Here is a 23,750-nt window from a genome sequence, read left to right as displayed (position 1 = left end):
GCATGCAGATCTCACCCGAGGGACTTTGCGTGGAAGCTCGTCGCGTAGGGGTTGTCGTTGTAGCGCTCGATGCGCTCGTAGCCCAGGCGGTCATAGAGCGCGATCGCCTCGGCGAGGTTCTCGTTGGTATCCAGCACCACGCGCTTGAAGCCGTCCGCGGCCGCGCGCTCCTCGAGCAGCCGCATGAGTCGCGACGCGATGCCCGCACCCCGCCAGTCAGAATTCACCCACAGCCGCTTGATCTCCGCATCGCCGCCGACGAGCGGGCGGTATGCACCGAACGCGACGAGGTGGCCATCGCTCACCGCCGCCAGACACACGGCGGCCATATCGATCGGCTCATCTCCCGCGTCGAAGCCCGACGGGAAGCGCTGATTCAGCTCGTCGAAATAGCGCACCAGAGCCTCCCGCGCAATAGCACCATCGGGTGATATCTCACGGATCTCCAGCGTGGCCGCTCGGATCAACAGGTCAGCTGTGGCGAGAGCCTCTTCCAGTCGTCGACGCTGACCTGGCGTCAGCGGATCAACGACGCGTTCCACCAGTTTCTCCGAGCACTCGTCGATCTCCCGGACGGCAGCCCGGCCTTGATCGGTGAGCCGCACGGCCCGTCGACGTCGATCCTCGGGATCCTCGGCCACCTCCACCACACCCTCGGCCGTCAACTGGGCGAGCATCCGCGAGAGATAGCCGGAGTCGAGGCCCAACCGCTCGCGTAGTTCCAGCACACTGGCGCCAGTGTCGAACTGGGCGATCTCGAACAGCAACCGCGACTGATTGAGCGGGCGCCCTGTTCCAAGATGCGAGGCCTCCAGCAGCCCCACACGCTGCGACCACGACCTGTTGAACCGACGAAACACCTCAGAAAGCGACATACCTCTGACTTTAGTCAGAGATATGCTCTCGTCAAGCTGCTCCGAAGAAATGTCCTCGTTCAAGGACAGATCAGCCTTGTCCTCGAACGAGGACGAGCTAAAATTGTCCTGGTTCGAGGACAGGATGCAATCATGGCGCAGGACGTGACGATCAACGGCTGGATGAAGCTCGCCCACACCGTCCGTGCAGTCAGACAAGAACGCGGCTTGAGTCAAAGCGAACTCGCAACTCGGGCGCAGGTTGCACGGTCGTGGCTTGCCAGGGTCGAAGCAGGTCATCGTTCAGTGGAGCTAGAACCTTTGCTCCGCCTTCTCGCAGAGCTCGAACTCGAGCTCACTCTGCGTCCTCGGCCCTCGTCGGCCGCCCCCGCTCCTCCAGCCAGCAGTCTCGGGGCGACGCGCCGGGCGGCTTGGGGCCTCGCGTCCCCCGAGACCAGAAAGCAGGTGTCCCATGAATGAGCGGCTCGCGGTGCTGCTGTGCGGCGAGCTGGCCGGCTATCTGACGACGACGGACGGCCCACTCTTCAGCTACACGAGCGACTACCTCCGTACCGGCGAAGTCGCTCTCTCCGCACAGCTGCCAATGAAGCCCGGACCCCACCCGGCGGAGAAGGTCGCCGCCTATCTCGCCGGCCTCCTGCCCGAGAACCCCGCGACACGCACCGAGTGGGCACGACGCCTGGGAGTCAGCCCCGACGATGACGCCGAGATCTTGGCGAGCATGGGATGGGATTGCCCCGGTGCGGTGCAGTTCTGCCGCGAGTCGCAGCTCACCGAGTTGCAGGGCAGGGCCGGTGAGTACTCGTCGGTGACCGAAGCCCAGATCGCCGCCCGCATCAGAGCCCTCGACGGAATCAATGCGTCCTGGTCACTTCCCAGCGAACACTGGTCACTCGGAGGGCAACAGGAGAAGTTCGCCCTCGCTCTGCTCAACGGGCAATGGCACAGTGCGGAGGGCAGCGCCGCAACCACCCACATCCTCAAACCAGGCATCAGGCACCTCCACCACCAGGCGCTCATCGAACATGCCACCATGACCGCAGCACGCCTCGCTGGAGTGGTGGTCGCGGAGAGCGCATTTGCGCGTTTCGAGGAGCAGTGGGCGATCGTCGTGACGAGATTCGATCGGACGATCAACGCGGAGCAGGTGGTTCGGCTTCACCAAGAGGACTTCGCGCAAGCGTGCGGTCGAATGCCCGACCGTAAGTACGAATCACGGGGTGGCCCAGGCTTGAGGGAGATGGCAAGGGTCGTCGACCGCGAGTCCACCGATCGACTCGGTGACCGGCTCGCGCTGGCAGACTTCGCCATCATCAATCTCGTCGCTGGCGCGCCCGACGGCCACGCGAAGAACATCTCTCTGCTCCGCGCTCCGCGAAGCACGGTGATCGCGCCCTTGTACGACCTGGCGACCGGCCTGGCCTATGAGGCGAGCCAAGTAGACCGGTCCGTCGCGGTTTCCATCGGCGGCGAACGCCTCGCATCCCGTATCCGCGCGAAGCAATGGGCCAAGATGGCGCATACCCTCAACCTCGACACCGACCTCGTGCTGCGGCGTGTCTACAACCTCGCGGCTTCCTTTCCGGACCTCTTCGAGGCGGCGCTGAACAAGCTCCCCGCCGACACACCTGGCATCGACCAGGTTCTGACGCGCACCATGCCACACCTGACGCAGCACACCCAGCGCATCATCGCGCAGCTCTAAAGGGCTTCTCTCTGGTTAGGAGACAAGCTGCCCCAGGCGGTCGAGGACGAAGCGGGCCCAGAGGATGGACGACGGGGACGGGGAGGCGAGAATCTCGCGAAGGGCGTTGGCCAGGGTGGCGAGGCCGAGGTCGTCGGCCTGGGCGGCTCTGGCCGAGAGGGTCTGAGCCTGGCGCGGAGTGAGGGACCGGCGCCCCGTCGCGCCGAGGGCGTCGACGACGTCCGCGCAGGCGTCGCAGAGCCGCACCAGATCGGAGGGCGGTGTCGGCGTCGGGGCGGCACGACGGTGCTGGTCGCGCTTGAGGAGGCGCCGCACCAACGAAGGCACGCCGTCGCCGAGCGCGATCCTGGACAGCGTCAGGGACAACAACCGGACCTCGCCCTTCTCGCGGATGAACGCCGCTTCAGGCCGGGATCCGATGACGGTGAGCGCTCGCAGCCCGCGGTGCTCGGCCAGCCAGGTGAGCAGCCGGCCGTTGTGCTCCGTCGCCGGCAGGCTCAGGCGATGAGTGCGCCCCTGCTCGTCGACGATCGGCCACACCAGGAGTTGCTCCACCTCGTCGACCTCAATGGTTCCCAGGCCGAACTGCGGCCTCGGAACGACGAGGCGCAACGGATCGGGCGCGGCACCGAAGGCCGTGCGTGCCGCTCCGTCGGAGAGCACGTTCACCCGCTGCGCCAGCCCGGAAAGATCGAGATCGCCCCACGGCCGGGCCTCTACCCTGGTCCGGCCACTGGCGCTGAGCGTGCCGTCGGACCGACGCTCCGCGCCTGTCAACGAGAGAATCCCGGAGCTCAGTAACGAGGGCGAGACTCCCCAAAGCAGCGACAGTTCCCAGCCTGGCTGGAAGCCCGGGTCGGCGCCGGCGGCGCGGCCGTTGGTGGCCTCCTCCAGCCGGCCATGGCGAAGGTCGAAGGCATGGAGGCGGACGCCACGCGCCCCGTCGGGGTTGCGCCACCACCGCACCGCCAGCGGCATGAGTTCGCCGATGTCCGCCTGGTCGCCCTTTCTGGTTCTCGCTCCGATCAACTCAGGTGATGGCTCAGGGTCGTCCGCCAAGACGCGGGCGAGCTGCCACGCCTGAGCGAGGGTGGAGAGGCAGTCGGACTCGGTGACGGTGTCGTCGCGGCGCAGGTGCGAGCGTAGGTTTCCCACCGCCTGCGCCGTGAGGCGGGCCAGGAGTCCCAGATCGTCGAGGCGGGCACGCTCCCCCGCCCGGGCCAGGCGGTCGATGGAGGCCGGCGCGAGCTGGGAGACGCCGTCGGCGACCAGAGACTCGATGATGGTTGCGAGGTCTGCGGCAGCGCCCAACGAGTCGATTCGCTGGCCCCGACGGCCACCGCTGGTCTCCGTCGACGCCTCCGGTCGGCGTGAGGCGGTGTCCGCTGGGACTGACGAGTCCCTCAGGGACCCGTGACGGGGTTCGCTTTGAGACTCACCCGACCCATGGTGGGGTTCCCGGTCAATCTCCTGCGAGCGCGTCCAGAGGCAGGTGGCGACGATGTGGACGCAGACCCCCGCCACCGGGCAGTCGCAGCGGGCGGCGCCGACACCGCCTGGCAGCAGGCGGACCGTGGCACCGTCGCAAGCAAGCGTGACGCCATCGGCGCCGATCATCGACAGCGCGACTCGCTCCACGACCCGGACGGCGCGGCGAACCAAGCCTTTGTTGGAGGCAGCTGCCAGGGCGTCGTCGTCGAGGCCGGCGATCTCGGCCATCCATGCTGGAAGCGTCACGCCGTCACCTCCGCGAGCCACTCGGCGAACCGATCGGGCGTCATGGCCGCGATCTCCATGCCGGCTCCGGCCAGCCGGGCGGCCATGCGACGGTCGTACCAGGGCTCGCCTTCGTCGGCCAGCGACGCGAGTCCGAGCAGCCTAACGCCGGCCCCGGCCAGCCGTCGGACGGCGGCCAGCAGCGCGGAGACGGACCCACCTTCCTCGAAGTCGCTGATCAACGCCACCACCGTGCGCGTGGGCTGACTCACCAGCCGCTCCGCATACTCCATCGCCTGGGCGATGTTGGTGCCGCCGCCGAGTTGGGCGGTGAGCAGCACCTCGACGGGATCGTCGGCGAGGTGACTCATGTCGGCTAGGCCGGTGTCGAACAGCACCAGCCTCACGCTGATCCCGGGCAGCCCGGCGAGGATCGCCGCCGACACCGCGCTGTGCAGCACCGACCCGGCCATCGACCCGGACTGGTCCACCAGGATGACCACCTGCCAGTCGAGGTTTCGGCGCCGCTGCCGGGCGTGGAAGCGCACCTCCTCCACCATAATCCGGCCCGTCTCGGGATCGACGTGGCGCAGGTTGGCGGCGATGGTGCCGCGCCAGTCGAGGTTGCGCAGCGAGGCGTGGGGCGAGCGTCGATGGCGCGCCCTCGACCCGTTCATGGCGGTGACGAACTTCGGCCGCAGCCGCTCGATGATGTCGGCCACCACCTTCGCAATCAGCGTGCGCACGCCGTCGGCGGTGGCGGGATCGAGGCTGCCACGGGTGCGCAGCAGTGCTTTGGCGAGCTCGGGGCTGGCCTGGAGGTCGTCGACGGCGGCGGGATCAGCCAGCAGCTCGTTCATGCCGTAGCGCTCGATGGCGTCGCGCTCCATCCTCTCCAGGGTGGACTGCGGGAACAGCCGACGAGCACCGCCCAGCCAGTTGATGGCCGTGATCGCCGATGCATTCAGGCCGCCACCCTGCCCCTTGGCATGCCGGTGGCCCCGGCCGGCGTACTCGCGGTCGTAGAGATACGACAGCGTGGACTCCAGCCCGGCGTCTGCCGAGCCGGCCGGGAGCTGCTGATCCGCGTAACGCCCCAGCACCAGCCTCCAGCGCCGCACTAGTTCCGCGCTCACGACGGTACCCTCACGTGATCGCGGGCGAAGCCGGCCAGCAGCTCCTGCTCCACTCGCCGGGCCTCAGCCGCAAGGGCCGGGTCGATCCGCAGCACGGCGTCGAACTGGCGGACATCGGCGGAAGTGAGTTGGGCGACGGCGCTAGCCAGCCGGTTGGTCTCGCTGGGCCGCAGCCAGGTGAAGGCCTGCCGCAGGTCGGGCAGCACCGACAAGAAGGCGCCGTCCTCCATCTCTGCCAAGGAGTCGTTGAGCGCCTCCAGCAGCTCCGGCGAGTGCAGCACCAGATCGGGCGAGGCCTGCATCAGCCCGAGCAGGAAGGCCGCCAGGCGGTCGGGATCGGCGCCGGGATGCAGATGAGCTGCCACCTCAGAGCGCAGTTCGCCGGCGTCGATCTCATCGGCGGCGTAGGCCACCGCGACGAGGCAGCCGTGCAACCGAGCGGAGGTCTCGCGCTGCCGAAGGCGCGTGAGTTCGCGGCGCACGCCGGCCGCGTCGTCAACCAGATCGACGACGTCGAGGCGACGCAGCAGATCGCGCAGACTCAGCACCGCGTCGCAGACGGACCCGGCGTTGGCGTCGTCGACGGCGTCCACCTGAGCGAGCTGATAGGCCGCGCTCGCGAGCCCTACCCGGAGCGGGCGTCGCAAAGCCTTCTCCTGGTCGCCCAGCGCCAGCCGCCCGCGCTCGACGAGCAGCGCCATCACCCGGTGCAGGCTCGCCACCACCGACCCCAGCTGGGGGTCGGCGTCGTAGGCGGCCTCCAACACCCCCATCACCGAGGGCAGTTCCTCCGCCGCACCCATCACCGCCAGCTCCGAGAGCGTCTCCGACACCGCACCGGCGTCGGCCTCGCGTCCCTCCAGGCGCTGCGCTATCCGGCGCCGTCGCACGTCCTCCAGCGTGGCGCCCTCGCGGCTCACCTCGATCAGCGCGGCCTCCACCATGGGCGTCCACGCGTATTCCCACTCCTCGTGCAGCACCCCCAGCCCGGTGCCCGCGACCAGGTCCGGGCCGCCGAGTTGGCGGGTGAACCGCGAGCCGATGAAGCGCATGGTGGCAAGGAACTCCCGCCGACGCACGTGTGCGGGCTTGCGCGCGGTGTCGAGGCTCACGGCGCGGGTGGCGCCGTCGTCGATCACGAAGCGCAGCTTCGACGCGATCGCACGCACCTCGGCCACCAGCGGGACCGCCTCGACGCCCGGAGGCAGCTCGCCCAGCGCGGTGCCGCCGAACACCGCGTCGATGGCCCGCCCCAACGGGCCACCCAGACCGCCGTCGTCCTTGACGAAGCAGCTCAGCATGGCGTCCAGCAGGTCGGTGCGGCCGGGCCAGGCGCGTCCGCGCAGATCCGCCAGCCGAAGGGCCTGCTCGGCGGCGGCGGTCACGTCGGCGACGCTCAGCTGCTCGCCCTGGGCACGCAGCTCCGCCGCCACGTCGAGCAGCACCTCGACGGCCAGCCGGCGACCGTCGTCTCCGCTGGCTCGCCCCTCCCAGGCCCGCTGCCAGAAGCCGGGCGCCGGCATACCCGCCCCGTAGCCGCGAAGGCCGTCCAGCCGCGTGAAGTCGTAGCGGATCAGCCAGGCCGGCCGCGCGACATCGAGGGCTCCTAGACGATGGGACGTGATCCAGCGCCCCTCCTCGCGATCGTCGAGGGCCTCCAGCAGCCCGAGGGTGTGGAAGGCTCCGGTGACGACGACGATGGCGCCGCGGTCGGCGGCGCGGTGGCGGGCCAGCATCGCCGCCATCACGGCCTCGCGCCCATGGGTGCCGTCGGCGTCGAGCACCGCGCGCTCCGTCTCCAACCTGGCGAGCGCCGCCCACCCGAGCACCGCCTGGAAGTACTCCCGCCACCGGTGCAGCTCGTCGCCGCCGCGCAGCTCGAAGAGGTGCTCCCACACGTCGTCGTGATCGCGGCAGCCAAGGTCTGCGGCGAGAGCCGCGATGGCCCGACTCTGCGCGAGATGCCGCTCGGCTTGCAGGGTGCGCACGACCGCGCCCGGATCGTCGTCGCTCTCCACTCGGGCTTGATCGGCCCAGGATTGGTCGATGAAGTCCACCGTCGCGTCATTCTCGGCACCCCAGCGCAGCGCCACCCATTCCGGGGAGAACTCGGCCAGCGGGTAGAAGGCCGCGTGCGGCCCATCCAGCGACAGCACCGCGACGGGCGGCCGGGTCTGCTCGTCGGTCAGGGCATCCAGCAGCGCGCCGTATTCGCGGGGCCCCTCGATCAACACGGTCGCCGGGCGCACCTCGTCGAGCAGCGCTCGCAACGCGGCGGCGCACCCCGGCGAATGGTGCCGGATGGGCGCCAGATGCACACCGGCCTCGCCCCAGCGTCGCAGGGACGCCATGCCCCGCGCCAGCCGCGGCGGCGCCGTCGGAGCTATCCCGCCCGCCACAGCGCATCCGCCGCATCGAAGAAGGCCCGCCATTCGGGGCTGCGCCGGGCCCGCTCGCGCACCACGTTGTCGACGTAGTGACGCATCATGCGAGCGTCCTCTTCCGATCCCTTGAGCGCGACGCCGACCAGCTGCTGGGCGACCTCCCCCGCGGTGACGGTGCCGGAGCCCAGGTAGCGGGCCGACATCGACGCCGCGATGGCGACGTTGACCGCCTCGGCCGTCGACATCACCGCCTCGGGTCGCTTCACGGGCGTGCCTGCATCGGTGGTGCCGGTGCGCAGGTCGGCGAAGGCCGTCACCAGCACATCCAGCACGGCGGGCGGCACGGGCGGACGACGCTCCCCCAGCTCCGCGTCGAGGCTGCGTCCGATGAGTTCCGCCTCGAAGGCCCGATCACGGATGGGGCGCACGGTCTCGAAGTTGAAGCGACGTTTGAGAGCGGCCGACATCTCGTGCACGCCCCGGTCGCGGAGGTTGGCCGTGGCGATCACCGTGAAGCCCGGCCGGGCGGACACCCGCGCCTCGCCGCCCAACTCGGGCACCATCAGCTGCTTCTCGCTGAGGATGGACACCAAGGTGTCCTGGATCTCCGGCGGGCAGCGGGTGATCTCCTCGAAGCGCACCACCCGGCCCGCCTGCATCGCCTGATACACCGGCGACGGCACCAGCGAACGCTCGCTGGGGCCCTCGGCGATCAGCAGCGCATAGTTCCACGAGTAGCGGATGTGGTCTTCCGTGGTGCCGGCCGATCCTTGGATGGTCAGCGTCGACGAACCGGAGATAGCGGCGGCCAACAACTCCGACAGCATCGACTTGGCGGTGCCCGGCTCGCCCACCAGCATCAAGCCTTGTCGGCCCAGCAAGGAGACGATCGCCCGATCCACCAGGGGATCGTCACCGTAGAACTTGCGGCTCACGCCGAGCGCCTCGTCGCCCACGATGAAGGAGCGTACGAAGCGCGGCGACAGCGCCCACCCGGGCGGACGCTCCATGTTCGCGGCTCGGTCGGCCGTCTCCAGCCGGGCCAGCTCATCGGCGTAGCGCACCTCGGCCGGCGGCCTCAGCTCGGCGCTCTGATCCGTCGTCATCCGCACGCTCATCTCTTCCAGTAGTCGGGATCGAAGGGGCCGAGCGCCGCAAACGCAGCGTAGTCGGCGTAACACTCGGCGAGCATCACGGGAGGCACCTCTCGCAACGGCACCTTCTGCTCACTCTGCTCACCGCGCAGGAAGTACAGCGACTCCGTCGCACACGGCATGTTCTCTTCGGGCACGTTCGCTCCGGTGAACTCGATCATGGCGACCAGCCCGGCACTCGAGAATCCCTTCGTGTAGCCGGTGAACCACCCGCTGCCCTCGTCCCCACCGCGCCGGTATCCCCGCTTGGCGGCCACGGCGCGGAAGCTGAACGTATCCGTGACGTGTCCCTGCAGATCGCTCAGCTCGACAGCATCGTCGGGATAGGCCGGCGGCGTCGCCGAGAACTGATCGAACAGTGGAGTCACCTGATAGTCGCGCAGATGCTCAGCCCACCGCTCCGCCTCGGCGTCGCCCACCACCACGCAATGCGCGAGGCGCACCTCCGCGGACTCCGCCAACACGACGACCTGGTCGTCCGCGTCGATCAGTTCGCCGTCCTCGGTGGGCCGGAAGGTGCGAATAGCACCATCACCCACCTCCATCCAGACCAGCCGAGTGGCCAGCTGCCCCATCAGAGGGTGGCCGACGATGAACGCTAGCCAGTCTGAAGTAGGCCACCCGCGACCGGCGCACATGGCGTCGTGCAGCCGGGCGGCCTGCAACGTGAGCACGGCCTTCAGCTCCTTGCGCGACGCGGACAGCTGCTTCTTCGCCTCCGCGGCCGCCTCGGCGTCGTCCGAGACCCGCGGCGCAGGCAGCGCCTTGAGGGGCGTGCCGTCGGAGTGGGAGAGGTCGATCCCGAAGCCGGTGTTCACTCGTCCCAGGAACTCGCGCGGGCCGTAGCTGAGGTGCAGCATCCCGTCGTCGGCGAAGCCTGCGGCGGGGATGGTGCGATCAGCCAGTTCCTCCGTGGTCCAGCCGCGTTCATCCGCCAGCCGCTCCACCAGTTCCTTGGCCTTCTTCTGCACCGTCACCTGCCCAAACCGGCGGGCGATGGACAGCAGCAACTGGAGCGCCGCGGGGTCGCCGTTGGCGAAGAGCGCGTGCACCAACGCCTCTACCTGAGCCCGCCGCGCGCCATGGGCCCGGATGTAGGACTGCACCGCCGCCGCGAGCTCCACGTCCGGCATCCGTGTGGTTAAGGCGAGCAAACCCTTGTCGGCGATCGCAGAGCCGACGTAGGTTGCCTGATGCTCACGAAAGGCTCTCGCAACGAACTGCTCCAGCGGACGGTCGGCGTCGGCCTCGGCCTCACGCAGGGCGTCTGGGTCGATGCCGGACACCTTGCGCAGATCTCGGGCGTACTGCTGCACTCCTTTCCACCACAGCGTCCCCTCGGCATCGGCGTAGGCGTGACTATCTGCCTCGTCCGGGTGCTGGGTGTCCCGCGCGATCCACGCTCGTAGCGCGAATCGCCCCACGTCCGCCGCGTCGTCGGGGTGCAGGAGCGAGAGATAGCGGTCGAACAGCCCGGAGCCGTCGGGATTCCTCACTTTCACCGCAAGCACGAACCACCACCGCAGCACCAGGGGATCGGCGGGCGTGCCGTTGCTCCATCGCACGGTAGGCAACAGGTCCAGGTTCAGCCAGCTCATCGACGCCGGCAGCTTGGCCTTCAGCCCTCTGACCGCCTCGCCGTGAAGAGTGTCGGGTGCGAGGTGAACCGAGATGTCGTCTCCCAGGATCTCCAGCGCGCTGAGCAACGCCGCCTGCACCGGGGGCCGCTTCTCCTTGGCCAGCGCCGCCTGCAGTGGCTCGATTCCCGCCCAGGTGTGCTGCGCGGCGATCCATCCCGCAGCGCCGACGCGAATCTCGCCCTTTCCGTCGGCGAGCGCCTGGACGGCCAGCCCAAGGGCCGCCGGGTGGTCACTGAGCAACCGCTGCGCCACCGGATGGTTGAGCCGCGACTCGCTCACCGCGACGCGCGCCACCAGCGGCACCAGCGACGGCGGAAGCCTGGGGAACCACTCCAGCAGGCGTAGCGCGTTCGCCACGTCGTTGGTGTCACCCATGAGCCAGCGCTCGAGTATCTCCAGGTGCCCGGCGAACCAAGGCCAGGACACCAACTCGGGCCGCCGCAGCGCATGCTCGGCGAAGTCGTCGACGCTCACGCCCTTCGCGCCGATCTGGTCAGCATGCCCACCGACCAGCCGGATGAGATGCTCTCGAGTGCGCAGATCCTCCGGTTCAGAGCCGCCCGAGACGTACAACAACTCGGGCTCCGGGTCGAGCAGTTCCAGGCGCAGAAGATGGATCAGGTTGAGCGACGGCGCGGCCTCGGCGATCCACGAAAGGCCGTAGGTTTTGAGCACCCTCGACGCCGTGCCCTTACCATTGGCGGCACGCACCACATCCGCGAGGTCGGTCTCGGTGATACGCCGGGCCTCAGCCAGGGCCTTCTTCTTGTCCTTCTGATATTCCTTCTTTCCGAACGTCATCAGCCACCCATGCGCAGAGCGTTCCGGCGGCGCCTCCCATTCCTCGATCTCCTGCGCGAGCGCGGCCCGCAACTCCGCGATCACCTCGTCCGTGGCGGGCACCTCGGTGGGCATGTCGTAGGGCGGCAGCACCAGGTGGTCGGGCACTTGCTCGGCCTCGATCGCGTCGCGCCGTACACCGGCCTTGTCCACCAGAACGCCGATCTTGGCGCCTCCGTCAACGGCGTCTGCCAGCAGCTCCGGGCCACCGGGCAGCGTCGCCAGAAGTTCGACCAGATCCTCCGCACGCCGGGGAGCGATCCGCCCGAGCACCGGCGCGATCACCTCGGCCCGAACGTCGGCTGGCAGCACCCTGAGGGCCTGGAGCGCCGCCCGCCTCGGCCCCTTGGCCGCGTCGACGGTGAGTTCCGCCACCGTCGCAGCCAGCGCGTTTCCCACCTCTGGCTCGCTCGCGGCACGCTCCAGCACCCAGATACGCGTGCTTGCGCTGAGCCTTGCCACTTCCTTTGCAGCGAGCCCTCGAGTGGTGAGCAGCTTGGAGACCCCCGGAAGGTCGCCGGGACTGGGGTGGCTGTAGCCGTAGCCATCGGCGGGTCTTTGGATCAACGCGACCAGCGCCAGCAGCTCTGCCTCGTCGCGGGTGCAACCATCGGCGACGAGCAACTCTGTCATCAGGGAAGCATCCCAGCCGGGAAGTGTCTGAGCCAGCGACTCCGTGTCTCTGACCTGATGCGGGACGGCGATGACCACATCGTTGATAAGAACGGTAAGCCAGAGCGGCACCCCCGGTGCCTGCCGTTCGACGTCGTCCATCATCGCGCACACCAAACGCGCGTAGCGCACCAGCTCATCCGGTGACGGCCGGGTGGCGTAGTACCGGCGGCGCCGTTTGCTCCGCCCCTTTGGCTTCACGCCCACCTTCTTCAGCGCACGCCTGGTGCTCGTGCCCACCCACGCCCATCGGCCGCCCTGCATTGACCCCGGGTAACCCAGCAGGGACCACAGCCGTGGCTTCGTCACGACGCCCACCTCGTGCAGCACCATCGGATCGGTGCCGTCGTGCACAAAGGCGACGCACCGCTGGTAGAGATCGTCGGAGTGCCCGGCCAGCGGGCGCAGTGCCTCCCGAAGCTCGTGGCTGGGTTGGGCCACCATGCTCATCAGATGCCCGCCTTGTCTCGGTAGGCCGGGTCGAACGGGCCGAGGGCCGCCATTGCCGCGTAGTCGGCGTAGCACTCTGCCAACAGCACAGGAGGTACCTCCACGAGGGACACCTGCGTGTAGCCGCGTCGGAAGCAGAGCGATTCCGTGGCGCACGGGATGTTGTCTTCCGGCAAATAGGAGCCGGTGAACTCCAGCACGGCGGTCAGCCCCGTGCTGGAGAACGACTTGGTGTACTCGGTGAACCACCCCGCGTCTTCCGCCATGCCTCGGGTGTAACCGCGCTTGGTGGCGACGCTGCGGAAGCTGAACGTATCGGTCATGTGTCCCTTGAGGTTCTCCAGCGCCGTGGCACCGTCCTCGTGTTCGGGCACGGTGGCGCTGAGCTGGTCGAAAAGCGCCGTCATGCCGTAGTCGGCGAGGTGGGCACGCCAGAGGCCTGCCTCCTCCGGGCCCATATGGACTCGGTGCGCGAGCCGGACCTCCCCTGCGCCGTCGAGCTCAATCGGCTCGTCGTTCAGATCGATCAACTCGCCGTCTTCTGTGGGCCGGAACCGTCGCTCGCCGGCCGCGCCTGCCTCGGCCCAGATCAGCCGAGTAGCCAGCTGGGACATCAGCGGATGTCCCGGCACGTACTCCTGCCACACCGGAACGGGCCAGGACCGGCCGCCGCACATCGCCTCGTACAGCCGGGCGCTCTGTAGCGTCAGCACCGCCTTCAGCTCCTTGCGCGACGCGGACAGCTGTTTCTTCGCGTCGGCCGCGGCCTCGGCATCGTCGGAGACCCGAGGACCGGGCAGCGCCTTGATCGGCTTTCCGTCCGGATCTGTCAGGTCGATGCCGAACTTGGGGTTCACTCTGCCGAGGAACTCCCGCTCGCCAAAGCTGAGATGCAGCATCTTGTCGTCGCTGAAGCCGGCGGTGGGAATGGTGCGGTCGGCCAGCTCGTCAGCGCTCCAGCCACGCTCGTCGGCAAGCCGTTCCACCAGCTCCCTCGCGCGCGCCTGCACCGTGACCTGCTTGAACCTCCGGGCGATCGACAGCAACAGTTGGATGGCTGCGGGATCGGCGTTGGCGAACAGCGTGTGCACCAGCGCCTCCACCTGGGCGCGCCGCGCCCCGTGGGCTCGGATGTAGGACTGCACGGCGGCCGCCAGCTCCACGCCCGGCATTCGGGTGGTGAGGGCGAGCATCCCCTTGTCCGCGATCGCCGAGCCGAGATAGACGGCTTGCTCCTGGCGGAACACCTCGGCGACGAACTGCTCCACCGGCAGCGCCGCCCTTTCCTCGGCGTAGCGCAGCCAATTGACATCGACCTTCGGGTTCGCCTTCAACCGCTGCACCAGATCCTGAGCATCCCTCCAACGCTGCGGCCCCATCGCCTCGGCGTGCGCTCGACTCTCGGCCTCCTCCGGGTGACATGTGTCCTGCGCGATCCACGACCGCAGGGCGACGCGTCCCACCTCGGCCGCGTCGTCGGCGTCGAGCAGCGAGAGGTAGCGGTCGAACAGACCGGAGCCATCGGGGTTTTTCAGCTTCACCGCGAGCACGAACCACCAGCGCAGCAGCGCCGGATCAACAGGTGCGCCATCGGCCCACCGGACGGCGGGCAGCTGGTCGAGGTTCAGCCAGCTCATCGACGCTGGGGGCTTCGCCTTCAGCCCCTTGGTCACCTCGGCGTAGAGCTTCTCCGGAGTGAGATGGGCCGAGATGTCATCGCCCAACTGCTCCAGCGCGGTGAGCATGGCAGCCCGGGCCCCCTCGCGCTTCTCCTTGGCGAGCGCCCGCCGTAGCGGCTCAACGCCGTCGGTCATGCCATCGGCGGCGATCCAGGCGGCCGCTGCGGCGCGCACCTCGCCCTTCCCGTCGGCGAGCCCCTGGACGGCAAGGGCCGGGGCGGCGGGATGGCCCGAAAGCGCTGCCTGGGCCCGCGGACGATTGGTGCGGGACTCGCTGAGCGCCACCTTGGCCACCAGCGGCAGCACCTGGCTGGGCAATTGCGGGAAGTCGGCGAGCAGCACCAGCGCATCGCCGACCCGCTCAGCGTCTCCTGCGAGCCAGCGCTCCAGCACCCAAGGTCGCTCGGCGAACCATGGCCAGGCGCACTCGCCGGCGATACGCATTCCGAAGGCGGCCAGATCGTCGTCGGAGATGCCAGCGTCTCCGATCTGGTCGGCGTGCACGCCGGCCCGGCGCACCGCGTCGTCCGCGACCCTCAGGTCGTGGATCTTGGCGCGTTGAACGTAGAGCGCGTTGTTGATCCGCCGAAAGCGCTCGTGCCGGGCCAGTCTCAGCAGATGAATGAGGTTTAACGACGGGGCGGCATTGCTCAGCCATCACAGGTTGTACTCCTTGAGCAGCTTCACCTCGACCTGCGCCCCATTGGCGGCGGCCACCACCTGTTCGAGCTGGGTGCGATTGATGCCCCGCTCCTTCTCCATGGCGCGCTGAGCCCAGGTGATGTTCTTGCCCTGGGCGCGCGCGATCTCCGCGTCCAACGCTGCTCGCAGCTGATCGACGACCTCCGGGCCCGCCGGCGTATCCGGCAACGGGGTGAATGGCGGCACCAGCACGGGCTGCCCGTCATCCTTCGCTTCGATGGCCTCCATGCGCTGGGTACTCTGCGCGACGAGCGCACCGATCTTCGCCCCGCCTTCGACGGCCTCCGCAAGCAGCCGCGTCCCCTGCGGATCGCGGCTGAGCGCCTCGACGAGATCCGCCGCCCGGCTAGCCGATGCCCGGGCCAGCACCGGAGCGATGGCCTCTGCCCGGCACTGCTGCGACAGCCTGCTCAGGGCATTCAGCGCCGCGGCCCGAACGCTCTTTGCGGTATCGACGGTGTAAGCCGCCACCACGTCGGACAACGCCTCTCCGACGCCGACCTCGTCCGCAGCCTTCTGCATGAGCCAGACGCGCGCCTCGGCGTTCAGCCCGGCGACCTGCGAAGGTGACAGGCGCCCACAACTCAGGATCAGCTCCCGGACCCCGGGCAGCTCGTGGGGTTGGAACCTGCGATACCCGGAATCCGGGGACGCTTGAATGAGAGCGCGCAGCGCCACCGCTGCCTCATCTCCCCCGGCTTCACCGTCGACGGACAGCAGCTGAACGACGAACCCCGCTTGCCACTGCGGAAGGGCCTGCATGATCGACTCCCTTCCCGCGGCACGGTTGGGGATGGTGGCCACCACGTCGTTGAGCAGCGCGGTGAGCCACAGCGGCACGCCGTCGGCCTGGCGGTTGACCTCGGTGGCGAGCGCCGCGAGCAACCGGCCGAGACGCACCAACTCCTCCGGAGGATGCGAGGCGCCATAGTAGTTGTGGCGACCCTGGAGCACGTGATCGGGCGTCAGGCCCAACCCCTCCCATGCCTTCCTCGTGGACTCCGCCGCCCACCACCAGGGGTCGAGCCGCGCAGGATTGTGCAGCAACTGCACCAGCTCCGGGTTTGCCGCATGTTCCAGATCCCAGAGCACGCCTGGGTCACTGCCGTCGCGAACGAACGCCACGCAGCGATCGGCCAGCACCCGGGAGTGCGCGACCAAGGGAAGCAGAGCCGCCTGCAGCACCGCCGCGTCATCGGTGCGGGCGGCCACCACGACGGACGGCCGTGACCCCGCGAACAACTTCTTCAGCTTGTCGAATACCAACGCGATTCCTCTCGTTGCCTGACGAGACTAATGGAGCCCTCCGACAATCAGGATCGACGCCGAAAACCGGTCGTGGCAGCGGAGCGAAACGCCGTCGCGGAGGAACATCAAGATCCCACCTTCTCGTGGTAATCGACGTCGAAGGGCCCAAGCGCGGCGACGGCCGCGTAGTCGGCGTAGCACTCGGCCAGCAGCACCGGCGGGACTTCTCTCAGAACCACATCGCGCCGGCCGCGCCGGAAGGACAAGGACTCCGTTGCGCAGGCGACATTCTCCTCGAACAGGGAGGAACCGGTGAGCCCCAGCACCGCCGTAAATCCGGTGGTCGGGAAGGGCTTGACGTACTCGGTGAACCAGGAGAACTCGTCCGGCTCGCCCCGGACGTAGCCACGCTTAGTGGCCGCCCTGCGGAAACGGCGGGTATCGGTCAGATGACCTTGCAGGTCGTCCAAGGCATCGGCATCTTCGTCGAAAACCGGCGGCGTAGCGCTGAGCTGATCGAACAGCGTGACGACGCCATAGTCGGCCAGATGCTTGCGCCAAGCCTGCGCCTCGTTGTCGTCCATCAGCACCCTGTGCACCAACCGCACCTCTGCATCGTCGGCCAACGTCACGGACTCGTCGGACACGTCGATCAGCTCGCCGTCTTCGGTGGGCCGGAATCTGCGCCGACCGGTTTCACCCAGGATCTCCCAGATCAGTCGGCTGGCCAGCTGCGCCATCAACGGATGCCCCAGCATCACCTCTCGCCACACCTGTGCCGACCACGTCCTGCCGGCACACATCGCGTCGTGGAGCCTCCCAGTCTGCGCCGTCAGCACAGCCTTCACCTCCTTGCGTGACGCAACGAGTTGCTTCTTCGCCTCCGCAGCGGCGTCCGCGTCGTCGGAGACTCGCGGAGCGGATAGGGCCTTGATCGGTGTGCCGTCCGGGTCGGAGAGGTCAATGCCGAATCTCGCGTTGACGCGCCCTATGAACTCCCTCGGCCCATAGCTGAGGCGCAACACGGCATCGTCGCCGAAACCAGCGTCAGGGACGGTACGATCGGCCAGCTCGTCGGGTGTCCAGCCACGCTGCTCGGCCAGCCGCTCGACGAACTGTCTCGCTTTGTCCTGCACCGTCCGCTGCCCGAACCGCCGCGAGATCGACAGCAGCAGCTGGAGCGCTGCGAGATCGCCGTTGCCGTACAGCGCCGTCACCAGGGCCTCAACCTGGGCACGCCGCCCGCCATGGTCGCGGATGTACGACTGCACAGCCGCTGCCAGTTCCGCCCCCGGCATCCGTGTGGTCAGCGCCAGGAGGCCTTTGTCTGCGACCGCCGAGCCGAGGTAGGTGGCCTGATGCTCGCGGAACACGCCAGCGATGTGTTCGTCCTTCGGGATGGCGGCTCGTTCCTCCCAGTGGCGCAGGTTCGCCGGATCGATACGCCGGAGTTTGCGCATCTCCTTCAGGTCATCCTGAGCGTCCTGCCACCACTGAAGTCCCAGAACCGCCGCGTGGGCGCGACTGTCTTCCTCAGCGGGGTGAGCGGTGTCGTGGCCAATCCAGGCTCGCAACGCGAACCGCCCGACCTCTTCCGCGTCGCGAGCATCGAGAAGAGAGAGGTAGCGGTCGAACAGCCCGGTTCCATCCGGGTTCTTGACCTTCACAGCCAGCACGAACCACCAGCGAAGCACCGCCGGGTCGACGGCGTCGCCGCTAACCCAGCGCACGGACGGAAGGAGATCGAGATCCAGCCAGGCCAAGGACGCGGGCGGCCTGGCCTTCAGGCCCTTCGCGGCCTCAGCCGCAAGCACCTCTGGAGCGAGGTACACGGAAATGTCGTCACCCAGCACCTCTAGCGCGCTGAGCATCGCGGCTTGCGTCTTCGGGCGTCTCTCTTTGACCAGTGCCGAACGCAGCGGCTCGATTCCCGCCGCGTCGCCCAGCATGGCGAGCCAGCTGGCAGAAGCCGCGCGCACGTCGCTACTGGCATCGGCCAAGCCCGACGCGGCGATCGCGACGGCCTCGGGATGGGGCGCGAGCAGCTGCTGCGCCAGGGGTCGGTTCAGACGCGAGTCGCTCACCGCGATGCGCGCCACCAAAGGCGTGAAAGTCTGCGGCAGGCTGGGGAACCGGGTCAGCACGCGAAGGGCGGCGTTCGTCTCGGCGGCGTCACCCACCAGCCAGCGCTCGAGCACCTGCGGGTTCTCGGCAAACCAAGGCCAAGCTTGCTCGTCGATGTTCGCCATCGCGCGCCGCGCCAGACGATCCTGTGTGACACCCTCCGCGCCGATCTGATCGGCATGCACGCCCGCGCACCGGACGGCGTCCTCCAGCAAGCGTGGATCGGGCGGAAGCCACCGCCGGTCTGCGACATCCAGCAGGTCGGTGTTGTCCGGGTCGTGGCGGGCCAGGCGAAGCAGATGAACGAGGCTGAGCGAGTAGGCGGCGTAACTCACCCAGGAGACGCCGAAGGTCTTCACCAGCTGCGGCACGACCGGCTCACCATTGGCGGCCCGCACCACATCGTCGTAGTCGTCGCGGGTGAGCGTCTCGATCTGGGCCAGTTGCTGCTGCGCCCACGCCTGTTTCCGGTGCCGACGGGCATCGTGTGCTCTGTCTGCAACCGCCTGCCGCAGCTCCTCGATGGCTTCGCTTCCGGCCCGGACCTCTTCCTCGGGCTGGTAGTAGGGGAAGATCCATTCTTCCCTGTCGTCGGCATCAACGGCCTGCTGCCGCCGCGCGAACCATTCGACGATCATGCCGATCTGCGCGCCGCGCGCCAGCGCATCGGACAGTAGCTCCGCCCCGCCAGCGGTGCGCGTCAGCAGTTCCACTAGATCATCGGTGTGCTTGGACGGCGCCGCCACCAGGACGGGGACGACCAGCTGGGAGCGCACGTCATCGGGCAACGTTTCGAACGCCCGGATTGCGGCGAGCCTGGCTTCCCTCACCCCATCCACGGTGAGCGCGACGATCGTCTCAGCCAGGGCACCGGCCAGGCCGGGATCACCTGCCGCGCGCTCCATCAGCCACACCTTGGCCCCCGTATCGAGCTTGGCCGCGTCGGTAGCGGGCAGCCCGCGCGCGGCCAGCAACTCGACGACGCCCGGCAGATCGCTGACCGCGACCCTGCCGTAGCGCAGCTCGCCCGGCTTCTGGACCATCGCGAGCAGCGCGAGCACCTCTGCCTCCTCGCGCGCGTGGCCATCGGCGACGAGCAGTTCCGCGACGAAGGACGCGTCCCACCCGGGAAGGACGCTCGCGAGGGCCGTCGCGTCGGAGACATAATCGGGGTCTCCCCCGCTAACGAAGAACATCGGAGCATCGGGTGACGGGTCCGACGGTGGGTTCTTCAGGTGCTCCTCGACGGGGTGGGGATTCAGCGCAGTGTCTACCACGTCGTCGAGCAGCATCATCAGCCACGCCGGCACCCCAGGAACCCGACGCTCGACGCCGCCGACCAGGACAGGGAGCAGCCGGGCGAACCGCATCAGTTCCTCGGGCGACGGCCGCGACGCATAGTAGCGGTGCCGCAGCCGGGTGGGCTCGCGGACAATCACCCCGGCTTGCTGCAATGCCTCATCCAGCGCATCAAACCGCTGCCACCACTCCTCCACCTCACCGCAGCGCCGCTGCCGAGCCCGCGATGGAGGAGGCCCCGAGAGAGCGGTCACGTCTCGCAACGCCGACGCCTCGCCGTCGCGCACATAGCCGACACACGCTTGCCCCATCGCCTCCGACTGCCCGACCGCCGAGCGGAGTACCGCGCGCAGCAGGAGCTCGCTCAGCTCTTGTTCGATGCTCGTCACGGGTGCAGCCTCTCGTGGTAGTCGCGATGGAAGGCGCCGAGTGCGGCGACGGCCGCATAGTCGGCGTAGCACTCGGCCAGCAGCACCGGCGGCACGTCCTTGAGCGGCACCTGACGATGCCCTCGCTGGAAGAACAACGACTCCGTCGCGCACGGGATGTTGTCTTCAGGAAGGTAAGACCCGGTGAACTCCAGCACGGCGGTGAGCCCCAGACCGGAGAAGCCCTTGGTGTATTCGGTGAACCAGCCCGCGTCTTGGGCGCCGCCCCGCACGTAACCACGCTTGGTGACCACGCCACGGAAGCTGAAGCTGTCGGTCATGTGCCCCTTCAGATCATCCAACGCGACGGCCCCCTCGGCGTGTGCGGGCACCGTGGCGCTGAGCTGATCGAACAGCGCGACGACGCCGTAGTCGGCCAGATGTTCGCGCCAGGCGCGCGCCTCATCGTCGCCCATCAGCACCCTGTGCGCCAGCCGTATCTCCGCGTCGTCGGCCAGCGTCAGCGGCTCGTCGGACAGATCGACCAGCGCGCCGTCCTCCGTCGGGCGGAACCGACGCTCACCAGTGGCGCTCGCTTCGGTCCAGATCAGCCGGGTGACCAGCTGCGCCATCAACGGATGCCACATCAGGAACTCCCGCCACACCGGCACCGGCCACGGGCGGCCGCCGCACATCGCGTCGTACAGCCGCGCGGCCTGCAGCGTGAGCACCACCTTCAGCTCCTTACGGGAGGCGGTGAGCTGCTTCTTCGCCTCAGCTGCGGCCTCCTCGTCATCGGAGAGCCGAGGCTTTGGCAGCGCCTTGATGGGCTTGCCATCCGGGTCTGCCACATCGATTCCGAAGGCCGTGTTCACCCGCCCAAGGAACTCCCGCTCCCCATAGCTGAGGCGCAACAAGCCGTCATCGTCGAACGCCGCCGTCGGAATGGTGCGATCGGCCAGTTCATCGGACGTCCAGCCCCGCTGCTCAGCAAGCCGCTCCACCAACTCCTTGGCCTTGGCTTGCACCGTCGCCTGTCTAAACCGGCGCGAGATGGACAGCAGTACCTGTATGGCCGCAGGATCGCCGTTGGCGAAAAGCGCGTGCACCAGTGCCTCCACCTGGGCGCGCCGCCCACCATGGAGGCGGATGTAGGACTGCACCGACGAGGCCAGCCCCAAACCGGGCATCCGTGTGGTGAGCGCGAGCAAGCCCTTGTCAGCGATGGCCGAACCCATGTAAATGGCCTGGTCCTCCCGGAAGGCGTCCGCGATGAAGGCCTCCACAGGACGTGCCGCCTGCTCCTCGGCGTAGCGTAGCCAGTCGGCTTCGATCTTGCGTTGCCGCCTCAGCCGCTTCACCAGAGCCTGCGCTGCATTCCACTCCCCCTCTCCCGTCGCCTCGGCATGCGCGCGGCTGTCTGCCTCATCGGGATGCCGAGTGTCCTGCGCGATCCACCAGCGCAGAGCGAAGCGCCCCACCTCAGCGGCATCGTCGGGATGCAGCAGCGAGAGGTAGCGGTCGAGCAGCCCCGACCCGTCGGGGTTCTTCAGCTTCACCGCCAACACCACCCACCAGCGCAGCAGCGCGGGGGCAGCGACGGAGCCATCGGCCCACCGCACTGTGGGCAGCAGATCGAGATCGAGCCAGTCCATCGACGCCGGCGGTTTCACTTTCAGGGCCTTGGCCGCATCTGCTTCCAGCACGGCGGGAGCGAGATGCACCGCGATGTCGTCGCCCAGCATCTCGAGCGCCGTGAGCATCGCAGCCCGCACGTCCTCGCGCCGTTCCTTGCCCAGTGCCCCGCGCAGCAACTCGACGCCGTCGACCATTTCCTGCGCCGCGATCCAGCCGGCCGCAGCCGCCCGGATCTCACCCTTGCCGTCGGCCAGCCCTTGCGCGGCCAGCGCTTGCGCCGAGGGATGCCCGGCCAACGCGGCTTGGGCGCGCGGGCGGTTGGTGCGCGACTCACTGAGCGCCAGCTTCGCCACCTTCGGCAGCACTCGGCCTGGCAGCTGCGGGAAGTGGGCGAGTACCTCCAGCATCTGACCGGCCTTTTCCGCGTCGGCCTCCAGCCATCGCTCCACCAGATCGGGGCGTCCCGCAAACCATGGCCAGGCTTTGTCTCCGGGGATCCGCACTCCAAGGCCCGCCAGGTCGTTGTCCGAAATGCCATCGCGGCCGATCTGCTCGGAATGCACCCCCGCGCGACGCACGGCGTCCTCCACTGCTCTCAGGTCTAGGGCATCGTCGTCCTCCAGGAAGTCGAGCGCCCCGGCCAGATAATACGGACGCTCAGCTCTGGACAACCGCAGCAGATGGATCAGGTTCAGCGACGGCATGCTGCGGCTCAGCCACCACAGGTTGTAGGTGTTGAGCAGAGACACCCTGCCATGAGAGCCATTAGCGACGGCGATCACCTGGTCGAGGTGGTCCTGCCGCACCCGCCCCATCTCCTGCAGTACAGCCCGCAATGGCTCGACGTCGCTCCGGGTGAGCTCCAGCTCGGGAACTGGGGTGAACGGCGGCACGACCAGGGGCTCGTCGGGCTGCTCAGCCGCGATGGCATGCTGGCGCCCGCCAACCTTCGCGACGAGTGAGGTGATTTTGGCGCCATTCTTGACGGCCTCGTCCAGCAGTTTCATGCCCTGAGAGTCTTGCCCCAGCAGATCCACCAGATCCGCCGCGCGGGAGGCAGGCGCCTTCGCGAGCACCGGGCGGATCGCTGCCGCCCGTGTGGCCTCAGGCAGGGTCTTCAACACGCGCAAGGCCGCCGTGCGCGGCCCCTTGGCCGACTCGACGGTGAAAGCCGCCACCACGTCGGTCAGCGCGACGGCCACTGCCTGGTCTCGTGTTGCGCGCTCCATCAGCCAGGTCTTGGCCTTGGCAGTGAGCACGCCAGCCTCCTTCACCGCGAGGCCACGATCGGCCAAGAGCACATCCACCCCGGGAAGATCGCTGGAATCGATCTCGTCGTAGGTCTCCCTGAGCGGCTTTTGGATCATGGCAGCCAACGCCAGGGCTTCCGCCTCTTCGCGTGGGTGCCCGTCCGTCATCAGGAGGTCCACGACGAACCCGGCATTCCAGCGAGGCAGCGTCTTAGCCAGCCGACTGACGGTGTGAACGCTGTGCGGAAGGGTGCCCATCAGATCGTTCAGCAGCGCCGTCAGCCACACCGGAACGCCGGGCACCTGGCGCTCGACGTCATGGGCGACGGCGGTGAGCACGTGGGCGAAGCGCACCAGTTGCTCCGGTTTCGCCGCCGACAAGTAGTACCGATGGCGCCCCCGGGGCACAGCCTCGGGCGTCAGCCCCACCGAACGCAGCGCCTTCTCCGTCGCCTCCTGGGGATGCCACCAGCCCTGGAGCGACGCCGGATGACCCATTAGGTCGAACAGCCCCTGGCCTTGGGCCCGCTCCAGTTCCAGCAGCACAGCTGCCTCACTGCCATCGTGAACGTAAGCGACGCAGCGCTCCGACAGGGCCGCCGACGGCGCTGCTAGCGGACGTAGGGCGCGAACCAACGGCCCACTCGGCTTCTCGGCAGAGCCCACCACCAGCTTCTTCAGCAATTCGAATGGCAACGTCGCTCCTCTCGTCGTCAACCGAGACTAACGGAGCCCTCCGACAACCGGCTGATGCCCGGGAGATCCCAGGCAGTGGCCGATTTTCGGCATCAGACACCGCAAAATCGGCCATTGGCCGATTTTCCGGGATTGAGGTGGTCGGGAAGTTGGAGAGATCGGGAAGTCGAGTGG

The 23,750-nt window shown here is 68.4% G+C and carries 12 protein-coding genes; 2 read left to right on the top strand and 10 right to left on the bottom strand.

The genetic code is table 11. The features are described 5' to 3' along the window. Window positions 1-11 precede the first annotated feature (11 nt). A complete protein-coding gene (locus P0D62_RS11420; protein ID WP_275702680.1) occupies window positions 12-875 on the bottom strand; it encodes a bifunctional helix-turn-helix transcriptional regulator/GNAT family N-acetyltransferase in 864 nt (287 codons plus the stop codon). Here P0D62_RS11420 and P0D62_RS19175 point away from each other — a divergent pair. Both P0D62_RS19175 and P0D62_RS11415 read left to right on the top strand, forming a co-directional pair. Continuing rightward, a complete protein-coding gene (locus tag P0D62_RS19175) occupies window positions 801-1,334 on the top strand; it encodes a helix-turn-helix domain-containing protein (protein WP_406708247.1) in 534 nt (177 codons plus the stop codon). The genes P0D62_RS11420 and P0D62_RS19175 overlap by 75 nt on opposite strands. Continuing rightward, a complete protein-coding gene (locus P0D62_RS11415) occupies window positions 1,327-2,580 on the top strand; it encodes a HipA domain-containing protein (RefSeq protein WP_275702679.1) in 1,254 nt (417 codons plus the stop codon). Before P0D62_RS19175 ends, P0D62_RS11415 begins: the two co-directional genes overlap by 8 nt. 15 nt (window positions 2,581-2,595) lie before the next feature. Here the strand turns inward: P0D62_RS11415 and P0D62_RS11410 are convergent, their stop codons facing one another. From P0D62_RS11410 to P0D62_RS11370, 9 genes are all read right to left on the bottom strand, one after another. Beyond that, complete coding sequence (locus P0D62_RS11410; RefSeq protein WP_275702678.1) at window positions 2,596-4,317, bottom strand: hypothetical protein; 1,722 nt, start codon at window positions 4,315-4,317, stop codon at window positions 2,596-2,598. Beyond that, window positions 4,314-5,432, bottom strand: a complete 1,119-nt coding sequence (locus tag P0D62_RS11405; protein ID WP_275702677.1) for a VWA domain-containing protein — start codon at window positions 5,430-5,432, stop codon at window positions 4,314-4,316. The genes P0D62_RS11410 and P0D62_RS11405 overlap by 4 nt, the downstream gene beginning before the upstream one ends. Next, on the bottom strand, window positions 5,429-7,783 hold the full coding sequence (locus tag P0D62_RS11400) for a DUF5682 family protein (protein ID WP_275702676.1): 2,355 nt from the start codon (window positions 7,781-7,783) through the stop codon (window positions 5,429-5,431). Before P0D62_RS11400 ends, P0D62_RS11405 begins: the two co-directional genes overlap by 4 nt. A 32-nt stretch (window positions 7,784-7,815) precedes the next feature. After that, window positions 7,816-8,922 carry an ATP-binding protein gene (locus tag P0D62_RS11395; protein ID WP_275702675.1) on the bottom strand — a complete coding sequence of 369 codons (1,107 nt, stop codon included), beginning with the start codon at window positions 8,920-8,922 and terminating at the stop codon, window positions 7,816-7,818. An 8-nt stretch (window positions 8,923-8,930) separates the two neighbouring features. Continuing rightward, window positions 8,931-12,572, bottom strand: coding sequence for a DUF4132 domain-containing protein (locus P0D62_RS11390; protein WP_275702674.1), 3,642 nt, complete (start codon window positions 12,570-12,572; stop codon window positions 8,931-8,933). Next, window positions 12,572-14,770, bottom strand: a complete 2,199-nt coding sequence (locus P0D62_RS11385; RefSeq protein WP_275702673.1) for a DUF4132 domain-containing protein — start codon at window positions 14,768-14,770, stop codon at window positions 12,572-12,574. Before P0D62_RS11385 ends, P0D62_RS11390 begins: the two co-directional genes overlap by 1 nt. 138 nt (window positions 14,771-14,908) lie before the next feature. Continuing rightward, the gene (locus P0D62_RS11380) at window positions 14,909-16,219 is read right to left on the bottom strand and encodes a hypothetical protein (RefSeq protein WP_275702672.1); all 1,311 of its coding nucleotides are present in this window, start codon (window positions 16,217-16,219) and stop codon (window positions 14,909-14,911) included. Between the two features lie 107 nt (window positions 16,220-16,326). After that, window positions 16,327-20,013 (bottom strand): DUF4132 domain-containing protein, encoded by a 3,687-nt coding sequence (locus P0D62_RS11375; protein WP_275702671.1) that lies wholly within the window; start codon window positions 20,011-20,013, stop codon window positions 16,327-16,329. Next, on the bottom strand, window positions 20,010-23,576 hold the full coding sequence (locus P0D62_RS11370; protein ID WP_275702670.1) for a DUF4132 domain-containing protein: 3,567 nt from the start codon (window positions 23,574-23,576) through the stop codon (window positions 20,010-20,012). The genes P0D62_RS11375 and P0D62_RS11370 overlap by 4 nt, the downstream gene beginning before the upstream one ends. Between the last annotated feature and the right edge of the window lie 174 nt (window positions 23,577-23,750).

It is taken from the genome of Tessaracoccus caeni (genome assembly GCF_029211185.1).
GTDB lineage: Bacteria > Actinomycetota > Actinomycetes > Propionibacteriales > Propionibacteriaceae > Arachnia > Arachnia caeni.
Note: the sequence above shows the minus strand (reverse complement) of the source record. Positions and strands in the feature narration are given on the sequence as shown.